This window comes from Dorea sp. D27, assembly GCF_001185345.1.
In the GTDB taxonomy this organism is placed as follows: domain Bacteria; phylum Bacillota; class Clostridia; order Lachnospirales; family Lachnospiraceae; genus Extibacter.
On the sequence record NZ_KQ236743.1, the window covers coordinates 914570 to 935775 of the forward strand.

15 protein-coding genes are annotated in these 21206 nt (G+C 48.6%); 12 read left to right on the top strand and 3 right to left on the bottom strand.

The features are described from left to right. Window positions 1-457 precede the first annotated feature (457 nt). The 3 genes from HMPREF0980_RS04345 to HMPREF0980_RS04355 form a co-directional block, all read right to left on the bottom strand. Window positions 458-1696, bottom strand: coding sequence for an amidohydrolase family protein (locus HMPREF0980_RS04345; protein WP_049727886.1), 1239 nt, complete (start codon window positions 1694-1696; stop codon window positions 458-460). Between the two features lie 58 nt (window positions 1697-1754). Beyond that, window positions 1755-3542 carry an aminopeptidase P family N-terminal domain-containing protein gene (locus HMPREF0980_RS04350; protein ID WP_049727887.1) on the bottom strand — a complete coding sequence of 596 codons (1788 nt, stop codon included), beginning with the start codon at window positions 3540-3542 and terminating at the stop codon, window positions 1755-1757. Window positions 3543-3717: 175 nt separating this feature from the next. Beyond that, a complete protein-coding gene (locus HMPREF0980_RS04355) occupies window positions 3718-5082 on the bottom strand; it encodes a peptide MFS transporter (protein ID WP_049727888.1) in 1365 nt (454 codons plus the stop codon). A 337-nt stretch (window positions 5083-5419) separates the two neighbouring features. Between HMPREF0980_RS04355 and HMPREF0980_RS04360 the strand changes: the two genes are divergently transcribed. The 12 genes from HMPREF0980_RS04360 (at window position 5420) to HMPREF0980_RS04415 (ending at window position 20852) form a co-directional block, all read left to right on the top strand. Then, on the top strand, window positions 5420-5917 hold the full coding sequence (locus HMPREF0980_RS04360) for an RNA polymerase sigma factor (RefSeq protein ID WP_049727889.1): 498 nt from the start codon (window positions 5420-5422) through the stop codon (window positions 5915-5917). Further along, entirely contained in the window at window positions 5904-6446 is a 543-nt protein-coding gene (locus HMPREF0980_RS04365; protein WP_049727890.1) for a zf-HC2 domain-containing protein, read from the top strand. The genes HMPREF0980_RS04360 and HMPREF0980_RS04365 overlap by 14 nt, the downstream gene beginning before the upstream one ends. A gap of 53 nt (window positions 6447-6499) precedes the next feature. Continuing rightward, a complete protein-coding gene (locus tag HMPREF0980_RS04370; RefSeq protein ID WP_049727891.1) occupies window positions 6500-9157 on the top strand; it encodes an FtsX-like permease family protein in 2658 nt (885 codons plus the stop codon). Next, entirely contained in the window at window positions 9142-9873 is a 732-nt protein-coding gene (locus HMPREF0980_RS04375) for an ABC transporter ATP-binding protein (RefSeq protein ID WP_049727892.1), read from the top strand. The genes HMPREF0980_RS04370 and HMPREF0980_RS04375 overlap by 16 nt, the downstream gene beginning before the upstream one ends. A gap of 143 nt (window positions 9874-10016) precedes the next feature. Next, entirely contained in the window at window positions 10017-12551 is a 2535-nt protein-coding gene (locus HMPREF0980_RS04380) for an ABC transporter permease (RefSeq protein ID WP_049727893.1), read from the top strand. Beyond that, window positions 12552-13313 carry an ABC transporter ATP-binding protein gene (locus tag HMPREF0980_RS04385; protein ID WP_049727894.1) on the top strand — a complete coding sequence of 254 codons (762 nt, stop codon included), beginning with the start codon at window positions 12552-12554 and terminating at the stop codon, window positions 13311-13313. Window positions 13314-13476: 163 nt separating this feature from the next. Next, window positions 13477-14916 carry an acyl-CoA carboxylase subunit beta gene (locus tag HMPREF0980_RS04390; protein ID WP_049727895.1) on the top strand — a complete coding sequence of 480 codons (1440 nt, stop codon included), beginning with the start codon at window positions 13477-13479 and terminating at the stop codon, window positions 14914-14916. A gap of 14 nt (window positions 14917-14930) precedes the next feature. After that, on the top strand, window positions 14931-15719 hold the full coding sequence (locus HMPREF0980_RS04395; RefSeq protein ID WP_242847331.1) for an OadG family transporter subunit: 789 nt from the start codon (window positions 14931-14933) through the stop codon (window positions 15717-15719). Between the two features lie 25 nt (window positions 15720-15744). Then, window positions 15745-16119 (top strand): biotin/lipoyl-containing protein, encoded by a 375-nt coding sequence (locus HMPREF0980_RS04400; RefSeq protein WP_049727896.1) that lies wholly within the window; start codon window positions 15745-15747, stop codon window positions 16117-16119. A gap of 49 nt (window positions 16120-16168) precedes the next feature. Continuing rightward, on the top strand, window positions 16169-17320 hold the full coding sequence (locus tag HMPREF0980_RS04405) for a sodium ion-translocating decarboxylase subunit beta (protein ID WP_049727897.1): 1152 nt from the start codon (window positions 16169-16171) through the stop codon (window positions 17318-17320). Between the two features lie 39 nt (window positions 17321-17359). Next, window positions 17360-18775 carry an oxaloacetate decarboxylase subunit alpha gene (locus HMPREF0980_RS04410; protein WP_049727898.1) on the top strand — a complete coding sequence of 472 codons (1416 nt, stop codon included), beginning with the start codon at window positions 17360-17362 and terminating at the stop codon, window positions 18773-18775. 712 nt (window positions 18776-19487) lie between these two features. Beyond that, window positions 19488-20852 carry an MATE family efflux transporter gene (locus tag HMPREF0980_RS04415; protein ID WP_049727899.1) on the top strand — a complete coding sequence of 455 codons (1365 nt, stop codon included), beginning with the start codon at window positions 19488-19490 and terminating at the stop codon, window positions 20850-20852. Window positions 20853-21206 lie beyond the last annotated feature (354 nt).

Sequence of the window (21206 nt, forward strand, 5' to 3'; positions counted from 1 at the left end):
AGGAAGAGCCGGAATCAGGTACAGGGGCTGTTATGTGAGATAACATCCCTTGCCTGACTCCGGCTCTTCCTGCAGCAACGGCGTGTACGCCACGCTGCAAACGTTTAACTGCGATAATATACAACGTTTTAAACTGTATGTGCTGTATACACTAAGCTTGCTACTATTTTCCATCCAGCTGACGCAGCCAGCGTTCATCCGCTGGCCGGTAACGTCACACGGCCGCTCACGCCCTTGTTAGTAAAGTAGATAGCGGACGGGGAGCCGGGTGGGAGATGCGCAGGTGTAAGCGGGAGAGGCGGAGAATCCTTTCCGTAGCCCTTATCCTGCGGGATGCAAGCCGCTATCGGCGCGCATTCCGCAGGGTTAGGGATACGTGAAATAGTCGGAGCCTCGTACGCATCGAAGCATCTGCCACCCGGCTCCCCGCCCGCCGCCTAATTTACTTAAACTTACATTACATGAACATATTGCCTGTTCCTACATAACGTATTCCATTTTCAAATACCTTCCTGCCGCCGAGTGTCACAAGCTTTACATCGTTCAGGCAGGTAATATCGCTGCTCAAGTCACCACCTACGACGAGAAGATCGGCGTCCAGCCCTTCTTTTACAAGGCCACGTTCGTCCTCCACGCCAAGTACCTTTGCAGGATTGGAAGTTGCAGTCTGAATCGCCTGAACCGGGGTGATTCCGTATTCCACCATATACTGCAGCTCACGGGGAAGCGGGAGAAGAGGAGATTGGTACATGACCATATCTGTCCCGGCGATTACGGTTACGCCAGTGTCATAAAACTCTTTAAAATGTTCTTTATAGGCTTTGTATGCCGGTTCAAAATACTGGTAATCTTTCATCTCTTTCTGCATAACCGGATCATTGACCGGAGCGCCTGCATTCTTTTCCACGTTCTCGTTGCAGATATCGTAAAGGAGCGTGTAAGCCATGATTGTCGGCGTCCAAGCGATGCCCTTTTCCGCCATCTGCCTTGCGTGGTCAAGCGTCATGAAGGTGGCATGCTCAATCGTGTCGAAACCTGCGTCGATACACATCTGTATGCCTGGGTTCGTCCCTGCGTGGACACCACATTTGATTCCACGCCTGTGGCATTCATCAACCGCGGCATCTAATTCCTCCTGGGTGTATTCGGGGATGTGGGAACGGTGGGTAGTCAATATCTTTACCCACTCGGCACCGTCACGTACCTGCCTGCGGATTTCCTTGCGGACTTCCCATGGGCCATCAACCTGTGCGACTTCTTCCCACCCGTGTCCTCCGGACATGCACATGCCCGTATCGGTATGGGTTATATGAGGAATGGTTACAAACCCCTTCTCGGCCGCCAGCTTCAGATTCTTGCATACTCCGCGGGCGGAAGACATGTCACGGACGGAAGTGATTCCACGCTCGAAAGCAGACTGCGCATGTTGCAGCGCATAGAGCATGACGAGCTGTGGGCCGTAATTGAAGCTGTCTGGCTGAGAATACCAGTAAGCAAGGTGGACATGCATATCAAACAGGCCGGGAAGAAGAGTGGCATCTCCGTAATCCTTATATTCTTCTCCCGGAAATTCTTTCATAAGCGTTTCCTTTGCACCGATTTTTTTAATCTTTCCGTCAGCCCCGGTAAGAACTGCTCTGTTTTCAAGGACAGACTTACCATCGCCTGTCATCAGATATCTTGCTGCAATAATCATCGTCAAAACCTCCTTATAATAGAACCGGTATTGGATAACATACCGGCTCCTTGTCAACTTAAACCGCGCGGGTATACGCTTTCAGCCATTCCCGTTCCTCATCATTCAGGTGCGGGCCTATCTTTTCATATACATCCTTATGGTAATTATTCAGCCATTCCCGTTCAGATCTGCTCATTTCTTCGGGATCGATTCCATCCAGATCGATTGGAGCAAAAGTAATTGTCTCAAAATGCATGAACTGGCCGTATTTGTTCTGCACACCTTTACGCACGATAAACTCATTTTCAATGCGGATGCCAAACTGACCGTCCTCGTAGATACCAGGCTCATCTGTGATTACCATGCCTTCTTCCAGCTGATGGTGCTCGTTCTTGCTCGGAACGACATACCAGCGGAAGCCTGTCGGCGGCTCGTGGACATTGGCAAGGTAACCGACACCGTGCCCGGTGCCGCACTGGAAATCGAGATCCAAATCCCAGATCGGACCTCTTGCGAGTACATCAAGATTGTAGCCATAGCATCCGTATAAGAATTTGGCACGGGAGAGATTCATCATGGCACGCACGACCGCAGTAAAATACTTCTTCATCTGTCCGTCTACAGACCCTAGGACGAAGGTTCTTGTTATGTCTGTGGAGCCTTCGTAGTAACCGCCGCCCGTATCGTTTAAGAAGAATGCGCCGGCTTTCAGCGCGACATCGGTCTCCCCGCTCGGAGAGTAATGCATCATGGCCGCGTGGTCTGCATAGGCGCAGAGAGGCTCAAAGCTGTCTCTTATGTATCCTTCCTGTTCGGAACGGAATTGTGTCAGCTTCTCAGCCGAACTGAGCTCCGTGATGGTCTCCTTGTCATAACGGGTCTTCACCCAGTACATAAACTTTGTGACGGCTACCCCGTCTTTGATATGCGCGGCTCTGATATTATCAAGCTCGACGGGATTCTTCATGGCTTTCATGAGAATCGTAGGATTAGCTGTGGTCACAATATTGCAGGATATGTTCTTGAAAAGAGCATAGTTCGTCTTCATCGGATCAATCATAATGGTCTCACATGCATCCAGTTCCTTAATATCGCTGTAGATATTGTTATAAGGGTGGATAGCCACATTAACTTTGGCCAGCTCCTCGTGAATCCGGGCATCCAGTTTGCTCTCGTCCACGTATAAATCAACACCATCCATCCTGACGACAGCGTAGGAGAGCAGAAGCGGGAAGAAGTCAATATCATCCCCACGCAGGTTTAAAAGCCAGCACACGTCATCCAAAGATGCAATGGCATGCAGCGACGCTCCATTTTCCCTCATTACATCACGGACACGTGAGAGCTTGGAGGCAGCGCTTTCACCCGAATACTTTTCTTCCAGGAAAAATGCCGGCTTATCGGAAAGCGGTGGCCTGTCCGCCCAGACAGTGTCAATCAAATCTTCCGAATAATCGAGACGAATATGCTTAGAAGAAAGAGCAGCCTCAAATTCCTGCCCCTCGCCCATTGACAGGACACGTCCGTCAAATGCAACCGTTCCGCCTTCCGAAACTACATCGGCCAGAAATTCCGTCACCGATGGAGTATCCCCGACAAACATCTTCATCAGGCGGACACCGCTGCCTTCTAACTCATTCGTCGCCTGGAAGAAGTACCTGCCGTCGGTCCACAGCCCCGCGTCGTCCATCGTGATGACAGCCGTTCCATAGGATCCGCTGAACCCGGTGATGAATTTTCTCGCTTTAAAATGTTCCCCGACATATTCGCTTTGATGGAAATCGGCGGTGGGAACGACGTAAGCGTCAATACCCTTCTCAGCCATCAGAGCGCGCAGCCTGGAAATTCTTTCTGAAACGTCCATAAGATATACCTCCTTGAAAATAACCTCTTTTTATAACAATAATGTACCACAAAACAGACTAAAGTACAAACTGAAGTATGAAAAATATAAAGGGCGGGGCACTGGCAAAAGCAAAAAACAGAACCCATGGACCGGATTCCCGGCATGGGCTCTGCTTTATTCCATATTCAATTGATTATTCGGACTGCTCCAGCTTATCGAGCTTGCCGCTGAAGATCCAAAGAATAAGACCAAGCGCAATTACGACAACTGCAAGTCCGCCGTATCCTTTTGCAAATGCAATAGTCTTTAACCATGCATATACAGGTGGATAAGCATACTGTGCGATAAATACCGCGATTGGCCAGAAGCCTAACAGAAGACCAAGTACCTTCGCAGGCGCAATCTTGGAGATGAAGGAGTTCCCCAGAGGGGAGAATACCATTTCTCCGACTGACATCAGCAGACATACAAGTGCTAACCATAAGACAGAAGCCTGGCCCTCGCCTCTGATAACATCAGCGATAACCATTACGATGTAGGATACGCCTACGAGCATGGTGCCAAGTGCTGTCTTTTTGAACATACTCATGTCACCCTTCGGACGCTTCGCCATCTTAGCCCACAGTACAGCAAGCGCCGGACCTAAGATGATACATACGAGAGCGTTGATAGAGTCGAACCATGAAGTAGGTATCTGGAAGTTACCGATATACCAGTTCGCATGGTTCAGGAAGGAAGCTCCGTTGCCATAGCCGAAATAGTAGTACGCAGGCATGTAGGCCATGTACCATACCATCCAGAATACGGCGGAGAACAACGTTACAAGGATAACTGCGATAATACGCTTCCAGTCGCCTGATGTAAGCGGCTTGGACTCTTCAGCGTCTTTCTTGTCCTTAGCGACGAACTCTCTCTGGTCATGCTTGAATGGCTTCTTTCCGGCATCGCCGAGAGCTCTGCCGTTGAAGATGAACCATGCAGCATCGATGAACAAGAAGATTGCACAAACTAAGAATACTGTGTTAAAGCTTAACTTAAGTCCGCCAAGACCTGTCGTTGCCGTGATGGCAAGGAACGTCGTACCGATGAAGGAACCGATATTAACGAAGGAATACTGAATTGAGAAAGCAGAATTCAATTCATCCTTATCGTGGAATAACAGTCCGTTTACACCGGATAAGTTACCTTTGAACAGACCAGTACCAATGGATACGAGAACAATCATTGCCCAAACAAGGCCCATAGAGTGGGCCTGCCATGTACACAGGTAGCCAATCCCCATTAAAATCATACCTGCAGCCACGCAAATTCTCGGGCTTAACCAGTGGTCCGCTATGTATCCGCCGAACATAGGCGTGATATACGTCCATGCTACGAAGGAAGCAGACATGGCAGCACCCTCTACATCGGTAAGACCAAGCCCACCTTTGGCAGCCTCAGTTGCAATCCAGATGGCTAACAGGTATTTCACTGTGTAGAATGCCAGACGCTCGAATGTAAATCCGAGAGCACAAACATAGAAGCCAAACGGTCTGCGTTTCTTTACTGCTGTTTCCATACTTATTACCTCCCAATATTAGGTTATTTTTGTTTTAAATATCTGGAACCCCACCAGCAATATTTAAAACTTTATCGAGATAGATAATAGCACAAATCAGACTATAGTACAACTCGTTTTTAAGAAAAAGTTAATAAATATTTTAGGAATTTATTGGTGTTCTGGCAAGGTGATTTGGTGCTGAATTAGCAGGATAAAGTCATTTGACTCATAATTGACATATTAATTATGAGCGCTTGTGTTATACTTTAGTACAGATATAAATGTCCACGATGAACGAAAATATTTTGTAACAAAACCTGGATAGCAGACTCTTATATATAAGGAGGCAGGGCGGATGGATGAATTTGAAGAAATCTATGCAAGAAATCTGAAAAGTGTATACCGCTTTCTATTGAGACTCAGCGGCAGCCCGGATATCGCGGAAGAACTGACGCAGGAGACGTTCTTTCTTGCATTTGAGCATCTGGACCGGTTCCGGGGGACATGTAAGATATCGGTCTGGCTCTGTCAGATTGCCAAACATTCCTATTATGCGTGGTGTAGAAAGAACAAAGCTCTGGAACCGGAGGAAAGTCTGGAAGAATATAGGAGCCGGGACAACGTGGAGGCAGCGGTGGTGGCTGCAGACGAGAGAAGGCGGATTCATAAGATACTGCACGGACTAGCAGAGCCGTACAAGGAGGTATTTACCCTGCGGGTGATGGGAGAATTGTCTTACAGAGATGTCGGCCGGCTCTTTAAGAAGTCGGAATCCTGGGCCAGAGTAACGTACTACAGGGCAAAATGCATGATTCAGGAAAGGTTAGGGGGAGATGGAAATGACGAGTTGTAACATCATACAGGATTTGCTGCCGCTTTATCTGGACAACGCCTGCAGCAAGGAGAGCAGGGAGCTTGTGGAGGAACATCTCGCGCGCTGCGCCGCATGCCGAAAGCAGAAAGAGATGATGGAGCAGGGAATAGGGATCGGTGAAGACTTCATAGCGCAGAACATGAAAGAGGAGAGGCTGTTGGAACAGGGCAAAAAAAATATTGAACAAAAAGCGAAAAAGGATATTCTCGTAAAAGCGGCCTTTGTGGATGTCGTCCTGAATATCTTGAGCATCGGTCTGACTGTCATGTATATATGGAAAATGGTACGGAAAGGCATGGCGATGGAGTATCTGTTTTCCTATGGTCCATTGCTGCCCTCTGTTCTAATCATGTTTCTCATATCAGAATATATATTTCTTGTAAAGGACAGAAAAAATAAAGAGACTTTTGTATCACAGATGATGACGGCGGCTTCTATCTTGATGAAAGCAGCCTGTTTCGTAATTGCCAGTATCATAGGCATCGCGATTCTCGTTGCCGGTATATAACGTGTGTGGATGCAGCTGAGGGATGCAGCTTTATAACGAGGGAGGGACAGCATATGACAGAGGAGAAAAGAAAAGCAGAAAGAGACGATGCGCCGCGTGACGCAGGACGGGTGCTTGGCATAGGCATGTCTGTTGTATTTATATGTTCCACCATGTTCTTCAAATGGCTGACGTTCGCAGGGAAGAGGTACACGCTGCCCCTGTTTTTGAAAGCGGTGCATGAATGCGGAGGACTGCCGGAGTATTACAGCCTGGTGACAAAGACCGCGCTTGAAGCGGTGCCATACGATAGCGCATATGCTGAGTTTCTGCCATCCTACTTTCTTATGTACCTGATTGCGGCGGCAGTACTCTTAAGCGTGATAAGGATAGTGCTGCTCGCCTTCCGCAAAAATCCACGGTTTCTGAGATATATGATCTATGGCATGGTGCTGGCAGCGTTTCTAGTACTCGTTACATTCGGGGGGTATTTGCCGGATGCCGGGCTGATTCTATCTGTTATCGCTGTCGGAGCTGATTGTCTGGGCGGGCTATATCTGGAACAGAGACGGCAAATCCGGAAAGAGGCTGAGTTACGGAAACGGGAAGATACAAAAGAGAAGGAAGAAAGAAAGCGGAGAAGATATTTTCCCGGCAAGTATGACCGTGGTTTTTATCACATTGTATGGAGAAACTTCGTCCATAACCGGAAGAGCTATATTCTGTTTATCGCAGGTGCAGGCGGAATCGTGACGGTGCTTCACACGCTGCTCGGGGTGCAGAGCGGGCTTAAGTCGAGTGGCACCGGAATCGGCACCGGATATGACAATGGGATGCAGCGCATACTGGGAGAGATACTTCCGGTAGCTGCATGCTTTTCTGTCCTGATACTAGCACTTATTATCACGCACTATCTCAGGACGCGGATGCGCAATTACAGTATTTTTTACAGCCTTGGCATAAGGAAGACTACGCTGAGACTCATCATCGCCTTGGAGTATGCGGCCTGTCTGCTGATTTCTCTGGCTGCGGGGCTGCTTCTGGCCGATGGGCTGCTCCTCTTGGCAGGAAAGACGGTGTTTGCCGGTATAGCAGAGGCCGGCGGCTGGTCGACGGGGGGAGTTAAGACAATGGCGGCGGCCGCAGGAATATATGCCGCTACGGTGACAGCGTCTTCTCTCGTCAATTATCATCTGTTTGAACACAAGAGCCTGTTTCAGATATCTACAAGAAAGCAGGAGGCGGAGAAGATTCCACGCCGGTTCCTCATTCCCGGAATCGGGGCCGGAATGGCTGCCACGGCAGTTTCGGCCGTACGGTACTGGCTGCCTCCGGAGACGGAGAAGTTCTCCGCTAATGTGTGGACGCTTGCAGGTTCGTTTGTGCTGTTTTACTTTTTATTTGCCAGGATAACTGCAGCCCGGGCCGGACGAACGACAGCGCACGGGGAAAACCTGCTGTCCATCCTGCCGTGGAGGTACCGGTTTAAGACAAATTACCGGTTCTGGTATCTGCTCTTTGCATTTCATCTTCTTTCTGGCATGATTTATATTCCGGAATTTGCCGCTGTAGAGGCTGTTGGGAGCATGGATAAGCTCTACCCATACGACTTCGTCTGTATGTCTTATGAAGAGGACGAGGACTTTTTTGCAGACTTGTCTGCTACTTACGCTGCCGATATCCATACGCTGCCTATGCTCAGGTGTACGACGCCTCTCGGTGCGCCATACACGTGGGAGCAGGCCGCCGCCAATCAGTATATGGGGGTCATGTGGCCCCAGGGGCAGCATATCACAGTGTCAGAGACATCCTATCGGGAGCTCAAGAAGGCCTTGGGGGAGCAGGCAGAGGATGGACCGGGACTGAAAGAGAATGAGGTCCATGTAGTGTTCCAGCAGGACACCTCGGTCAAAAGCCATCCGCTGGAATGGTATATAGGGGACAAGGAACCGAGGCTTCGTATCGGCCAGCCTCTTAGGAGCTATAACTTTATGGAAAGGGAGAGCCTGTTTCCGACGTACAAGATGAAGAGCAGCGAACGCGGCAATCTGACAGGAATGTTCCAGCAGGGCCGGCAGGAGAATATTGTAGTGCTTGCTGACAGCTTGTTTGAAAGATCCTATCATGACGCAGAGGGAAGGGAAGGACCTGTCTGTCTGAAGCTTATCAAATGCAGCAGTGGGAATTATGGAAAGATAGAACAGGAGCTCGGCGCATTTGCTAAGGAGCATAAAGAGGATGCCTCCTGGGATGACAGGATACAGCCCTGCTATGCAAAAAAAGCGGCAGCGGCAGAGGCGGCGGCAGAGCATTACTTTAAGAAAGCCGCCTGCCTGGCAGTACTTGCCGTACTCTTGATGGGAAGCTTCTTCCTATTCTTTATCAAGTATGGGCTGGAGCAGGAGGAACTGGCGCAGAAGTTCTCCCAGCTCAAATGCTTGGGCATGCCGCAGAAGGAACGGCGCCGTCTCCTTCGAGGGGAGATGGCGAAGATGGTGTGGGGAAGCTATGTGCCCGCAATCCTGCTGTCCATTCCATTTATATGTGCCGTGGCGGTGAAAAGGATGTATACGGCAGGGGAGACTGCAGCATTTCTTAAATCCGTGAGCATATTACTTTTGTGCTATACGTTACTTTACGCGGCTGTCACGGGAGTGCTTGGGGAGTATTATATGCGGGCGGTTCCGGGAGTCGGGAGAAAGCAAAGGAGGCAGTTATGGGGACGATCTTAAAGGCAGAAGAACTGGTAAAGACATATAATACGCAGCAGGTTCCGGTACTGAAAGGAATCAGCCTCTCTGTAGAGGAAGAAGAATTTATTGCGGTGATGGGCCGTTCTGGCTGTGGAAAGACGACGCTCTTAAAGATTCTCGGCCTGATGGATGAACCGACCGAAGGCAAGATCTATGTAAATGGCCGGGAGACCGCAACTCTGTGGGAGGAGGAGATCTCGGACATCCGAAGGAAAGGAATGGGGTTTGTGTTTCAGGATTACAATCTTATGGACAGCCTGACTGTGGAAGAAAATATTATGCTTCCGGCTATCCTGGATAAGATGGAGCCTGGGCGGAGGAAAGAGAAGATGGAACAGCTGACAGCACAGTTTCAAATCAGCGGCCTGACGGAGAAATATCCGTTCCAGATGTCCGGCGGGGAGAGGCAGAGGACTGCGCTCTGCCGCGCCCTCATGAATGATCCGGACCTGATTCTTGCCGACGAACCTACCGGCAACCTGGATTCTGCCATGGGTGAGGAGGTAATCCGGTGGTTCCAGCGGCTGAATGAGGAGTGGCACAAGACGGTAATCATCGTTACCCACGACCCTAAGATTGCCAGCAGGTGCAAGAAAGTGCTGCTGCTGAAGGATGGGTTACTCATAAAAGAACTGATCCGGGACGGGACGGAAGCATTTTACGAAGAAATACTTGAAAATACAGCCGGACTGTGAGTGCTGTCCGACAGTCCGGCTGGAAACTGCGGCCCGGCCTCCGTTATAGGTAAGTAAGTGCAGGAGTCAGACTTGCCAAAAAAGGGGATTTGGAGTAGAGTATGCTTAAGTGTGTTCTATGAGGAAACGGGGGAAAGGTCTGCATGAAAAAACAAAGGGAAAAAATTGAGGGAAAACATATTTCTGCCATTGCCTGTGTTCTTGCAGTGGCAGTTACTTTCTTGCTTCCGTGGGCTTATCTGGGGCCGGAAAAGTATACGCTGTATGGATTTTTCAGGGCGATATATGCCGCGGGAGGGATTGCGGCATATGCGCCGGATGGCGGAAACATATACGCGTCATACGTAGTGACTTATCTGGCGCTTGCGGGGGTCCTTCTCGTCGCAGTCCATGAAGTGCTGCTTTTTTTCAACATAAGAAGCAGAATTTTGAATACGGCTATGTACGGTTGTACATTTATCTATTTTACCGGATATACGATATTTGGGGGATATGACGCGGGTCCGGCACTTTTCGCGTTTGTCGCCATCATGGGGTTAGAGTTTCTCGTGGTACTCTACCTGGAACAGAGTAAAGAGATCAATGAAAATTATCGGCTTATGAAGAAAAGGGAGCGGGAAGAAAAAGCAGAACGGAGACGCCGCCTCCATTTCCCGGGCAGGTATCCGCGAGAATTCTATTCTGTAATCTGGGATAATTTCAAATATAAATGGAAGAATTATATACTTTTTATCTTAAGCGGTGTATTTTCCGCTACATTTCTGACTGTGGCGATTGGGATGAACTATATTCTCCGCAAGGTCCACTCCATAGAAGACATCGTTCTCGGGACCGGGATGCAGCAGATCCTTATTCGCGCTGTCGGCCTTATCATGTTTCTTACCATATTCCTGACTGCATTTGTATTCTCATACTATATCAAAAGCAGGATGTCTGATTACCGTATGTTCACGGTTCTCGGAATCCGAAGCAGGACCCTGTCCGTCATCATGATGGTGGAATACGCAGGAAGCCTTCTTATTTCTTTCATCGCGGGCATTGCCGCCGGCACGGGCATATTGCTGTACATGAGGCACCTTCTTGTCAATAAGCTCGGCACGGGTGTCATCGTATCGAGTATCGGGCCTGCCATCTATCTGTTTGCGCTGATTGGCTATGTCATTGTACTTATGATAGCCACTGCCATCAATTATGAGTCCTATCTCCGTGTGAGAGATTCCTTTGCGTCTGTAAAAGACGTGGCGAGGGAAAAGATTCCGGGAAGATTCCTCATACCTGCCAGTTTGCTGGGATTAGAGTTCATACGTTCCAGCATCTCTAGTTACGCGGACACGAGCATATGGACCGTATTCTATTTTGCGTTCGGCCTCTATCTTGCGATTACGTACGGAAAGGCACTTCTGATGAAGTGGACGGATAAGTCAGACCGGTATTTTTACCGGCACCTCCTGGAAAAGATTCCTTTTTATTACCGTTTTAAGAAAAACTGCAGATATCTGGTCATGCTCACCACCATCCATCTCCTTGCACTTGGGCTGTTTCTCATACAGTTCTGCGGCAATCTGATTGCAAAGCCGGCTGAAGAATTAATTCCATATGATTTTGTGCTGACGATGCATGAGGGGGATGAAGATACCGTAGCAGGCATAGAGCAGAAATATGATGCAAGGGCCGACCTCTATCCAATGATTCGGGTTACGACACCGACAGGAAATTCGTTTGACTTTATGGCGACACTCATCATGTTTGCCCCTCCGGGGCAGAACATCGGAATCTCCGAGGCAACTTACCGAAAGCTTTACGAGGCACGGGGGCTTCCCGAGCCATCCCCGCTTGGCTTAGAGGAGGACGAGATTCATATCGTCTTTCAACAGGACAGCTCTTATAAAGTACGTCCAATTGACGCATCGGCCGGAGCAGGGATTGAGAACCCATATCTGAAGCTGGGCCAGCCACAGGGTGGCGGGGAGTATGCGCAGTGGAGGGTCAAAGATTATGAGTGTAAGATTCTGACTGGCATGCTGCAACGGGGATCGCAGGAGAATCTTGTGGTGTTTTCGGATGATTATTTCAATAGTGCATATGCAAAAACAGAGGAAGGCATCAGAAACCTCTGCCTTCTAAATGTGCCGGAGGAGCATTACGCAGATGTGGACAGGGAACTGCAGACCCTTCGTGAGAAGCATATCGTCGATGAATCCTATGACTATGATATCCGGGTGTACTATGGGAGTCGGCAGACCGTCAGGGATATAGTGTCTGAACGCTATACAAATGAGGTGGTTTATGCATTTGTCATCCTGATGCTTGCCGCCTGTGCATGCTTCCTGACCTATATCAAATTCTCTTTCGAGGCAGGCGATATCTGCCGCCGGTATGGATTTTATGACTGCATGGGCATGCACGAACGGGAACAGATGAAGACAATCAGAAAAGAGATGTGGCCCTTTGCCGTGGCGCCGGTTCTTATCAGCACCGTGACCGCGGCCATCTATACGGCCCTCGTATTCCGGCTTAGGACATATGAATCTTCACAGATTATGAACTATATCAAGACAGGGGGGACGATGGCCGCCGTGTATCTCATCATACAAGCTGCCTGGATGGCATGGCTCGTGTATCAGATGGAACGTAAGATAAAGAAAAGCAGGATAAATGTAGGGAGGCAGGAAGTGTAAATGAAAGAGAAGATAATAGAGACAAAAGGATTGGTCCACAATTATAAAGTGGAGACAAGGCAGAGCGTAGAGGTCCATGAAATCCATGTCCTCAAGGGAATTGACTTTGCGGTGGAAAAAGGGGAATTTGTCGGTATTATGGGAAAATCCGGCTGTGGAAAGACTACGTTCCTCAAGCTTCTTGGAATGCTGGAAAGACCTACGGGAGGAACCGTTATCTTTAAGGGTATGGATACAGAGGAACTGTGGAAGGATGAACTGGCAGACATAAGGAGACGCCAGATTGGTTTCGTATTCCAGGACTTTTACCTGATGGACAGCCTGTCCGTGATGGACAACATCAAACTGCCGATGATACTGGACAAAGCAGAACCTGAGGCGATGAAAAAGAAGGTGGAAGAGCTGACGGAGCAGTTCGGCATCACCGGCTTGCTGTATAAGGCGCCTTACGAGCTCTCCGGCGGAGAAAAGCAGAGGGTCGCCATATGCAGGGCGCTGATCAACAATCCGGAGGTGGTTCTGGCCGACGAGCCGACGGGGAACCTGGATTCCAAGTCCGGGCAAGTCGTCATAGACGCATTGTGCAAGATCAACGATGAACTGGGCAAGACGGTCGTGATGGTGACACATGACTCCCGTCTGGCCAGCTTCTGTAAAAAAATCATCATGCTCAAAGACGGAGAAATCATTGATACGATTGAGAGGAGAGACAGCCGGGAAGGCTTCTACCATCAGATACTCGACAAAACAACAGAATTATAGACAGGCTTCGGTGTGTGAAAAAAATATCAATTTTACGACGAAAAAGATTGCTATTTTCAATTCGTTATTATACAATATAATTGGCAAAAATTTGGTTTTACTTTTAGATGTTTCATGCTAAAGAACCTGATTTAGAATATGTAAGAAAATGGAGGGCTAGACTATGGACAACTTGGCAACAGGAAGTGCAGCGGGCAATAGAATAGAATCGTTGCTCGACGCAGGAAGCTTTGTTGAGATAGGTGGGGCGGTTACAGCCAGATCTACTGATTTCAACATGCAGGAAAAAGAAACTCCGGCAGACGGTGTCATAACCGGATATGGAGTGATTGACGGGAATCTGGTTTATGTGTACAGCCAGGATGCCTCCGTGCTGAACGGGGCTATCGGCGAGATGCATGCCAGAAAGATTGCTAACATCTACGATATGGCTATGAAGATGGGCGCACCGGTCATCGGTCTTGTGGACTGTGCAGGACTGAGGCTTCAGGAGGCGACAGATGCGCTGGAAGCATTTGGCAGCCTGTATCTGAAACAGACGATGGCATCAGGCGTCATTCCCCAGATTACTGCTGTCTTCGGGACATGCGGCGGAGGGCTGGCCGTTGTTCCGGCGCTTACCGACTTTACTTTTATGGAGAGTAAGAGAGGAAAATTATTCCTGAATTCTCCAAATGCAATTCCAGGAAATGAAATGTCTAAATGCGATACATCATCCGCGCAGTTCCAGAGCGAAAGTGCAGGCCTCGTCGATGACATCGGAACGGAGGAAGAGATTATTAGCAGCATACGATCTTTGATATGTATGTTACCATGTAATAATGAAGAAGATGCCTCTTATAATGAGTGCGCGGACGACTTGAACCGTGTTTGTACCGGTATAGAAAATGCGTCAGAAGATACGGCGATAGCCCTCGCCCAGATATCAGACAGCAATATCTTCTTTGAGACGAAGAAGCACTATGCAAAAGATATGGTTACCGGCTTCATACGTCTGAACGGAATGACAGTCGGCGCGGTGGCGAACCGTTCTAAAGTATATGATTCAGAGGCAGAATCCACGGCTGAGTTTGACGGTTCCCTTTCGGCAGACGGAGCCAAGAAAGCTGCTGAATTTGTGGAATTCTGCGACGCGTTTAATATACCGGTTCTCTCATTGACTAATGTGTCTGGATTTGAGGCAAGCAAGTGTGCGGAAAAGAATCTGGCCAGAGAAGCTGCAAAGCTTACTTATGCATTTGCGAACGCAACTGTGCCGAAAGTAAATGTCATTGTCGGCAAAGCTTATGGAAGTGCGTACGTGACCATGAACAGCAAAGCTATCGGTGCTGATATGGTATATGCATGGCAGGATGCAGAAATCGGAATGATGGATGCCTCTCTTGCGGCTAAGATCATGTATGCGGGCGCTGATGCGGAAGTGATCAAGGAAAAAGCTTCTGAATATAGAGAAGTCCAGTCGAGCCCGCTGGCGGCGGCCAGAAGAGGTTATGTGGATACGATCATTGCACCGGAAGATACGAGGAAATATGTAATCGGAGCATTCGAGATGTTATTCACAAAGAGAGAAGACCGCCCGGTAAAAAAACACGGAACGGTTTAGAGAGGTGGAGCAAAGTGAAGAAAAAAATTAGCATATTATTCTGCGTGCTGGCGGCCGTCCTCTGCTTTACCGGGTGTGGCAGCAAGCAGAATACCGATGTCGACTATGACAAAGCCACTATAGAGCAGGTGACAGATTTCCTCATTGATTACTGTGCAAGCGCGGATGAAGATACTACAGAACAGTGGAACAGCATGTCAGAATTTGCGATGGAACAGCAGTTCGCGAGTGTCGGGCTTCCGTTTGAACCGGACAGCTTCCTGGGCGCTATCAATGCCTGGAAAGCAGGAATCGACGAATGCGGCGGCTATGTAAGCCATGGCGATTACAAATACACAGCATCCAGAACGGAATTGAAAGTGACTGCAAACGCAGAGTTTGAGGAACGGGACGCAGAAATTACAGTTGTATTCAAAGCGGACACAAGAGGCAATCTGAATCTGGACAGCATGACCGTAGCCGGAGAATATACAAGAGGAGAAATACTCGAAAAAGCAGGACTGAATACAATTCTTGGAATGGGAACAGTGTTTGTCGTACTTATATTCATATCACTGATCATATCCTTATTCCGTTTTATACCGGCAATGCAGAAGGCATTCAGCAGGAAGCCGGAAGAGACCGCGGAAGTTCCGGCTGCAGTTGACAGCGCGCCTGTGGCTGTGGAGCTTGCAAAAGAGGCAGATGACACAGAACTCATAGCAGTTATTTCCGCAGCGGTTGCGGCGGCTGAAGGAACAACCACCGATGGATTCGTCGTGAGAAGCATTAGAAGAAGACCGTCGAACAAATGGAATTCATAGAGGGAAATCAAGGAGGATATAGAAGATGAAAAATTATACGATTACAGTAAACGGCAATGTATACGATGTGACAGTGGAAGAAAAAGGCGCAAACGCTGCTCCGGTGGCACCTGCAGTACCTGCAGCGGCACCGAAGGCTGCCCCGGCGGCACCGAAAGCAGCTCCGAAAGCGTCTGCCGGAGCCGGCTCCATCCAGGTGAAAGCAGGAGCAGCGGGAAAAGTATTCAAAATAGAAGCCAATGTAGGGCAAAGCGTTAAGAAAGGTGATGCCGTAGTCATCATCGAGGCAATGAAGATGGAGATTCCAGTCGTAGCACCGGAAGACGGGACTGTAGCAAGCATCGACGCAGCTGTAGGCGATGCGGTAGAAGCCGGCGCAGTATTAGCTACATTAAACTAAGAAGCATAATAAGTATCATTATGCTTGAAACACGACTGGAGGTTAAAAAATGGATTATATAACAACGACATTAGGAAACCTCGTGCATCAGACAGCATTTTTCAGCCTTTCATGGGGCAATGTAATCATGATTGCTGTGGCATGTGTTTTCCTGTTCTTAGCAATACGACATGGGTTCGAACCTCTGCTCTTGGTACCTATCGCTTTCGGTATGCTGCTCGTGAATATCTACCCGGATATCATGCTGCATGCGGAAGAAGCGGCCAACGGAACAGGCGGATTGCTCTATTACTTCTACAAGCTGGATGAATGGGCGATACTTCCTTCACTTATCTTCCTTGGCGTAGGTGCGATGACAGACTTTGGCCCTCTGATTGCCAATCCGAAAAGCTTCCTTCTCGGAGCGGCCGCCCAGTTCGGTATCTTCGCCGCTTATCTGGGAGCTATGGCGATGGGATTCTCCGACAAGGCAGCTGCGGCCGTATCCATCATCGGTGGCGCGGACGGACCGACGTCTATCTTCCTTGCAGGGAAACTGCAGCAGACGGCTATTCTGGGACCGATAGCGGTAGCGGCATACTCTTATATGTCACTTGTGCCTATCATTCAGCCGCCGATTATGAAGCTGCTCACGACAGAGAAGGAACGTAAGATAAAGATGGAACAGCTAAGGCCGGTATCCAAACTGGAGCGTATCCTGTTCCCGATTATCGTTACGATTGTCGTATGCTCTATTCTGCCTACCACAGCTCCGCTTGTCGGTATGCTCATGCTCGGTAACCTGTTCCGTGAGTCAGGCGTGGTGCGGCAGTTGACCGAGACTGCCAGCAATGCGCTCATGTATATCGTGGTTATCCTGCTCGGAACTTCTGTAGGAGCGACGACGAGCGCGGAGGCATTCCTGAACTGGGACACGATTAAGATTGTCATCCTCGGGCTGGTCGCTTTCATGTTTGGAACGGCTGCCGGCGTACTGTTCGGCAAGCTCATGTGCCTGGCGACTCACGGCAAGGTCAACCCTCTGATCGGTTCTGCTGGCGTATCTGCTGTTCCTATGGCAGCCAGAGTGTCACAGAAGGTTGGCGCAGAAGCGGATCCTACGAATTTCCTGCTCATGCACGCCATGGGGCCAAACGTAGCAGGTGTCATCGGTACTGCTGTGGCAGCCGGTACGTTTATGGCAATTTTTGGCGTCATGTAGCATAAGAGCGACATATCAAATAAGATGGAGGAAGAAAAAATGGCAGAAATAGAAAAGAAACCAATTAAAATAACAGAAACTATTCTGCGTGATGCGCACCAGTCATTGATTGCCACACGTATGACGACAGAACAGATGCTTCCTATAGTGGATAAGATGGATAAGGTGGGATATCATTCAGTAGAGTGCTGGGGCGGTGCAACATTTGACGCGTCACTGCGCTTCCTGAAGGAAGACCCATGGGACAGACTGCGCAAATTCCGCGACGGATTTAAGAATACGAAGCTCCAGATGCTGTTCCGCGGACAGAATATCCTCGGCTACCGTCCGTATGCAGATGATGTCGTCGAATATTTTGTACAGAAGTCTGTGGCAAATGGAATCGATGTGATTCGTATCTTTGACTGTCTGAATGACCTTCGGAATCTTCAGACGGCTGTTACAGCTGCCAACAAGGAAAAGGCAGAAGCGCAGGTGGCTCTTTCCTATACGCTTGGAGATGCCTATACGCTTGAGTATTGGGTTGATATAGCCAAAAAGATTGAAGAAATGGGAGCCAATTCTATCTGTATCAAAGATATGGCCGGCCTGCTCGTGCCATACAAAGCGACAGAACTCATAGGAGCGCTGAAAGAAGCAGTAGACCTGCCAATCCAGCTGCATACGCATTATACTTCAGGCGTTGCGTCCATGACGTATCTGAAGGCGGTCGAAGCCGGCGTCGATGTGATAGATACAGCGATGTCGCCGTTTGCACTCGGAACCTCTCAACCTGCTACGGAGGTTATGGTCGAGACCTTTAAAGGCACTCCGTATGATACGGGATTCGATCAGAATCTTCTGGCGGAGATTGCAGATTACTTCCGCCCAATCAGAGATGAGGCATTGGCGAGCGGCCTGCTGAATCCGAAGAACATGGGCGTCAATATCAAGACGCTTCTGTATCAGGTTCCGGGCGGCATGCTTTCCAACCTTACTTCACAGCTGAAGGAACAGGGAGCAGAGGATAAGTATTACGATGTGCTGGAAGAGGTTCCAAGGGTGAGAAAAGACCTGGGCGAGCCTCCGCTTGTAACGCCATCTTCACAGATCGTCGGCACACAAGCTGTATTCAACGTGCTCATGGGCGAACGTTATAAGATGGCGACGAAAGAGACGAAGGATGTATTGAGCGGCAGATATGGCGCTACTGTAAAACCGTTCAACGAAGAGGTGAAGAAGAAAGTCCTTGGAGAAGATGCCGAGATTATCACCTGTCGTCCAGCTGATCTCATTCCGGATGAACTGGATACGCTTCGCAGCGAGATGGCACAGTGGAGCCAGCAGGATGAAGACGTTCTCACCTATGCGCTGTTCCCGCAGGTAGCTACCGATTTCTTCAAATACAGAGAAGCACAGCAGACGAAGGTGGACCAGACGGTAGCAGATACAGAGAACGGAAGCTATCCGGTGTAGTGAACTGTCGGCTTCGTAATGTAGACGCCGCTGGCTGATGGAAGGGCTTTGGCTGTATCAGCATAGTGATAAAAGGCTTAAAGAGCCGGAAACAGGTTTGGGGATGTTATATGAGCTTGTATGAGATGACATCCCCTGCCTGCATATACTTCCCCCCGACTTCTTCACTATTGCGTACCTTCCGGACCCGGTCGTGGATGCGGCGAATGCGTTCGCTCCCGGCACTTCCTCACACGCGGCCCGGATGTAGAGACTTTCGGGGCAGGCGTCCACCAGTTTGCGTGAAGACGAGCAGACAAAGCAATCCTGCCGCTTTTCAAAGTCATTGCTGGTGCAGTAGTACATTTTGCTCCCGCAATCGGCGCAGTGGGTTATGCTATAATTGACAAAAACGCTTTTAAGAAGTACAATATCTGCATAAAGAAAGGGCGCAAAACAATGTTTTATTTGATTTACAATAAGATTTGCATAGAAGTCAGCTCCGCACAATTGGATTCGATGAAGCATTGTACGGAGCCTAGACATAACAGTATTTCATCGGCATCCGGTTGGGAGTTTGAACTGTACTCTCCAACTGTATTTTGATACCGTAAAATAGTGTGTAAGGCCATCGACAGCGTTTTGTCGGTGGCCTTTTGTTATGTGTTATTACAACACCGGCAGGAGGCAAAACGCCTCCTGCTTTTATTTTTCTGTAAAGGATGATTTTGATATGAAAACTGAAATGGATTTAACGGTTGGCAAAGTGCCAACAACACTGTTGCGGTTTGCCTTTCCTTTATTTATTGCAAATTTGCTTCAATCTCTATACAACATCGTAGATATGCTGGTTGTTGGGCAAATTGTTGGAAGTACAGGCGTTGCCGCAATCAGTAATGCATCAACGCTGGTATTCATCGTCAATGCGATTTGTTTAGGTGTCACCACTGGTGGCACTGTGCTGATTGCCCAGTACAAGGGTGCGGGAAACAAACAAGGACAAAAGGATGCCATAGGAACGATTTATGCTTTAACAGGCGTCTTGGCAATCATTATTACTATAGCTGGGTTAGCTACCTACAGGCATGTATTCTCCCTGATGAATGTGCCCATAGAATCTCTAAAGGATGCAAGAGACTATATGCTTGTCATACTGTGTGGTACGATTTTTGTATTCGGATATAATGCTACCTGCTCGATCCTGCGTGGTATTGGCGATTCAATTCGTCCATTAATCTTTGTCGGAATTGCGACTGTTATCAATGTGATTTTAGATTGTATTTTTGTTGGCCTTTTGAACATGGGAACTGTTGGTGCCGCATACGCCACTGTAATTTCACAGGGGATGTCGTTTGTTATATCGGTGGCATACCTGAAACGCCAAAACTTTCTTTTTGATTTCAAGGTTCGTAGTTTTGCCGTTCATCCCCCAATAGCCAAATCCGTCTTGAAGATTAGCCTGCCCACGGCTATCCAAATGGCTGTGGTGAATCTCTCTCATCTAATCATAGCGGCCATGCTGAATATGTACGGTGTCACAATTGCGGCCGCTTCCGGCATTGGTCTTAAAATCAATACCTTTGCAGGTATGCCATGCTGGGCGATTGGTTCGGCAATGACGGCAATGGTTGGGCAAAACATGGGCGCGGGGCAGATAGACAGGACAAAGAAAATTGGCACAACCGGACTGAAAATCAACCTACTTGTGACATTGATTTCTGTGGTTTTTGTGCAATTATTTGCAGGGCGATTGGTTATGCTGTTTGATACTTCTGACCCCACGGTTATTTCTGCCGGGATAGAGTACCTTCGGATATGTTGTTTTTGGAACAGCTTAATCTATGCTATTATGTATAGTTTCGATTCGTTCGCTGTGGGAGTAGGTGCCGCACCGCTTGCCATGGTAGACGCCCTGTTGGATTCGTTTTTTATCCGATTACCCTTGTGTTCCGCTTTAAGCAGTTTCACCATGCTGGGCTTTAAAGGCGTGTATTGGGGGCAAGCTCTGTCGCCAATTATTCCAGCACTAATTGGTGGTGCGTATTATCTGTTTGATAACTGGAAAACAAAAAAGCTGGCTGATAGCGATATAGCTTGAGGTGACGGCTTGTGAAACCTACAAAATTTGAATTGTGTTCATTTGATATCACACATCCCCGCCCGCTATCTACTTCACTTAACAAGGGCGAGAGTGGCTATGTGACATTACTGGCCAGCGGATGAACGCTGGCTGCGTCAGCTGGATGGCAAATGATAGCAAGCTAAGTGTATACAGCACATACAGTTTAGAACGTTGTATATTATCGTAGTTAAACGTTTGCAGCGAGGCGTGCACGCTCTTCCTCATTATAATTCCATTTTGCCAAAGGTTTTCACTCGCTCAGCTTTTTATTAATATACCGGCACAGATAAATTCCTTCCGACCGCCAGTAACGTCACACAGCCGTCCCCG

Bases quoted from the DNA above. Each gene is read 5' to 3' on its own strand.
- HMPREF0980_RS04355 (WP_049727888.1), bottom strand. From the start codon at position 5,082: ATGGAAACAGCAGTAAAGAAACGCAGACCGTTTGGCTTCTATGTTTGT.
- HMPREF0980_RS04350 (WP_049727887.1), bottom strand. From the start codon at position 3,542: ATGGACGTTTCAGAAAGAATTTCCAGGCTGCGCGCTCTGATGGCTGAG.
- HMPREF0980_RS04345 (WP_049727886.1), bottom strand. From the start codon at position 1,696: ATGATTATTGCAGCAAGATATCTGATGACAGGCGATGGTAAGTCTGTC.
- HMPREF0980_RS04410 (WP_049727898.1), top strand. From the start codon at position 17,360: ATGGCAGAAATAGAAAAGAAACCAATTAAAATAACAGAAACTATTCTG.
- HMPREF0980_RS04405 (WP_049727897.1), top strand. From the start codon at position 16,169: ATGGATTATATAACAACGACATTAGGAAACCTCGTGCATCAGACAGCA.
- HMPREF0980_RS04400 (WP_049727896.1), top strand. From the start codon at position 15,745: ATGAAAAATTATACGATTACAGTAAACGGCAATGTATACGATGTGACA.
- HMPREF0980_RS04360 (WP_049727889.1), top strand. From the start codon at position 5,420: ATGGATGAATTTGAAGAAATCTATGCAAGAAATCTGAAAAGTGTATAC.
- HMPREF0980_RS04415 (WP_049727899.1), top strand. From the start codon at position 19,488: ATGAAAACTGAAATGGATTTAACGGTTGGCAAAGTGCCAACAACACTG.
- HMPREF0980_RS04380 (WP_049727893.1), top strand. From the start codon at position 10,017: ATGAAAAAACAAAGGGAAAAAATTGAGGGAAAACATATTTCTGCCATT.
- HMPREF0980_RS04365 (WP_049727890.1), top strand. From the start codon at position 5,904: ATGACGAGTTGTAACATCATACAGGATTTGCTGCCGCTTTATCTGGAC.
- HMPREF0980_RS04385 (WP_049727894.1), top strand. From the start codon at position 12,552: ATGAAAGAGAAGATAATAGAGACAAAAGGATTGGTCCACAATTATAAA.
- HMPREF0980_RS04370 (WP_049727891.1), top strand. From the start codon at position 6,500: ATGACAGAGGAGAAAAGAAAAGCAGAAAGAGACGATGCGCCGCGTGAC.
- HMPREF0980_RS04375 (WP_049727892.1), top strand. From the start codon at position 9,142: ATGGGGACGATCTTAAAGGCAGAAGAACTGGTAAAGACATATAATACG.
- HMPREF0980_RS04390 (WP_049727895.1), top strand. From the start codon at position 13,477: ATGGACAACTTGGCAACAGGAAGTGCAGCGGGCAATAGAATAGAATCG.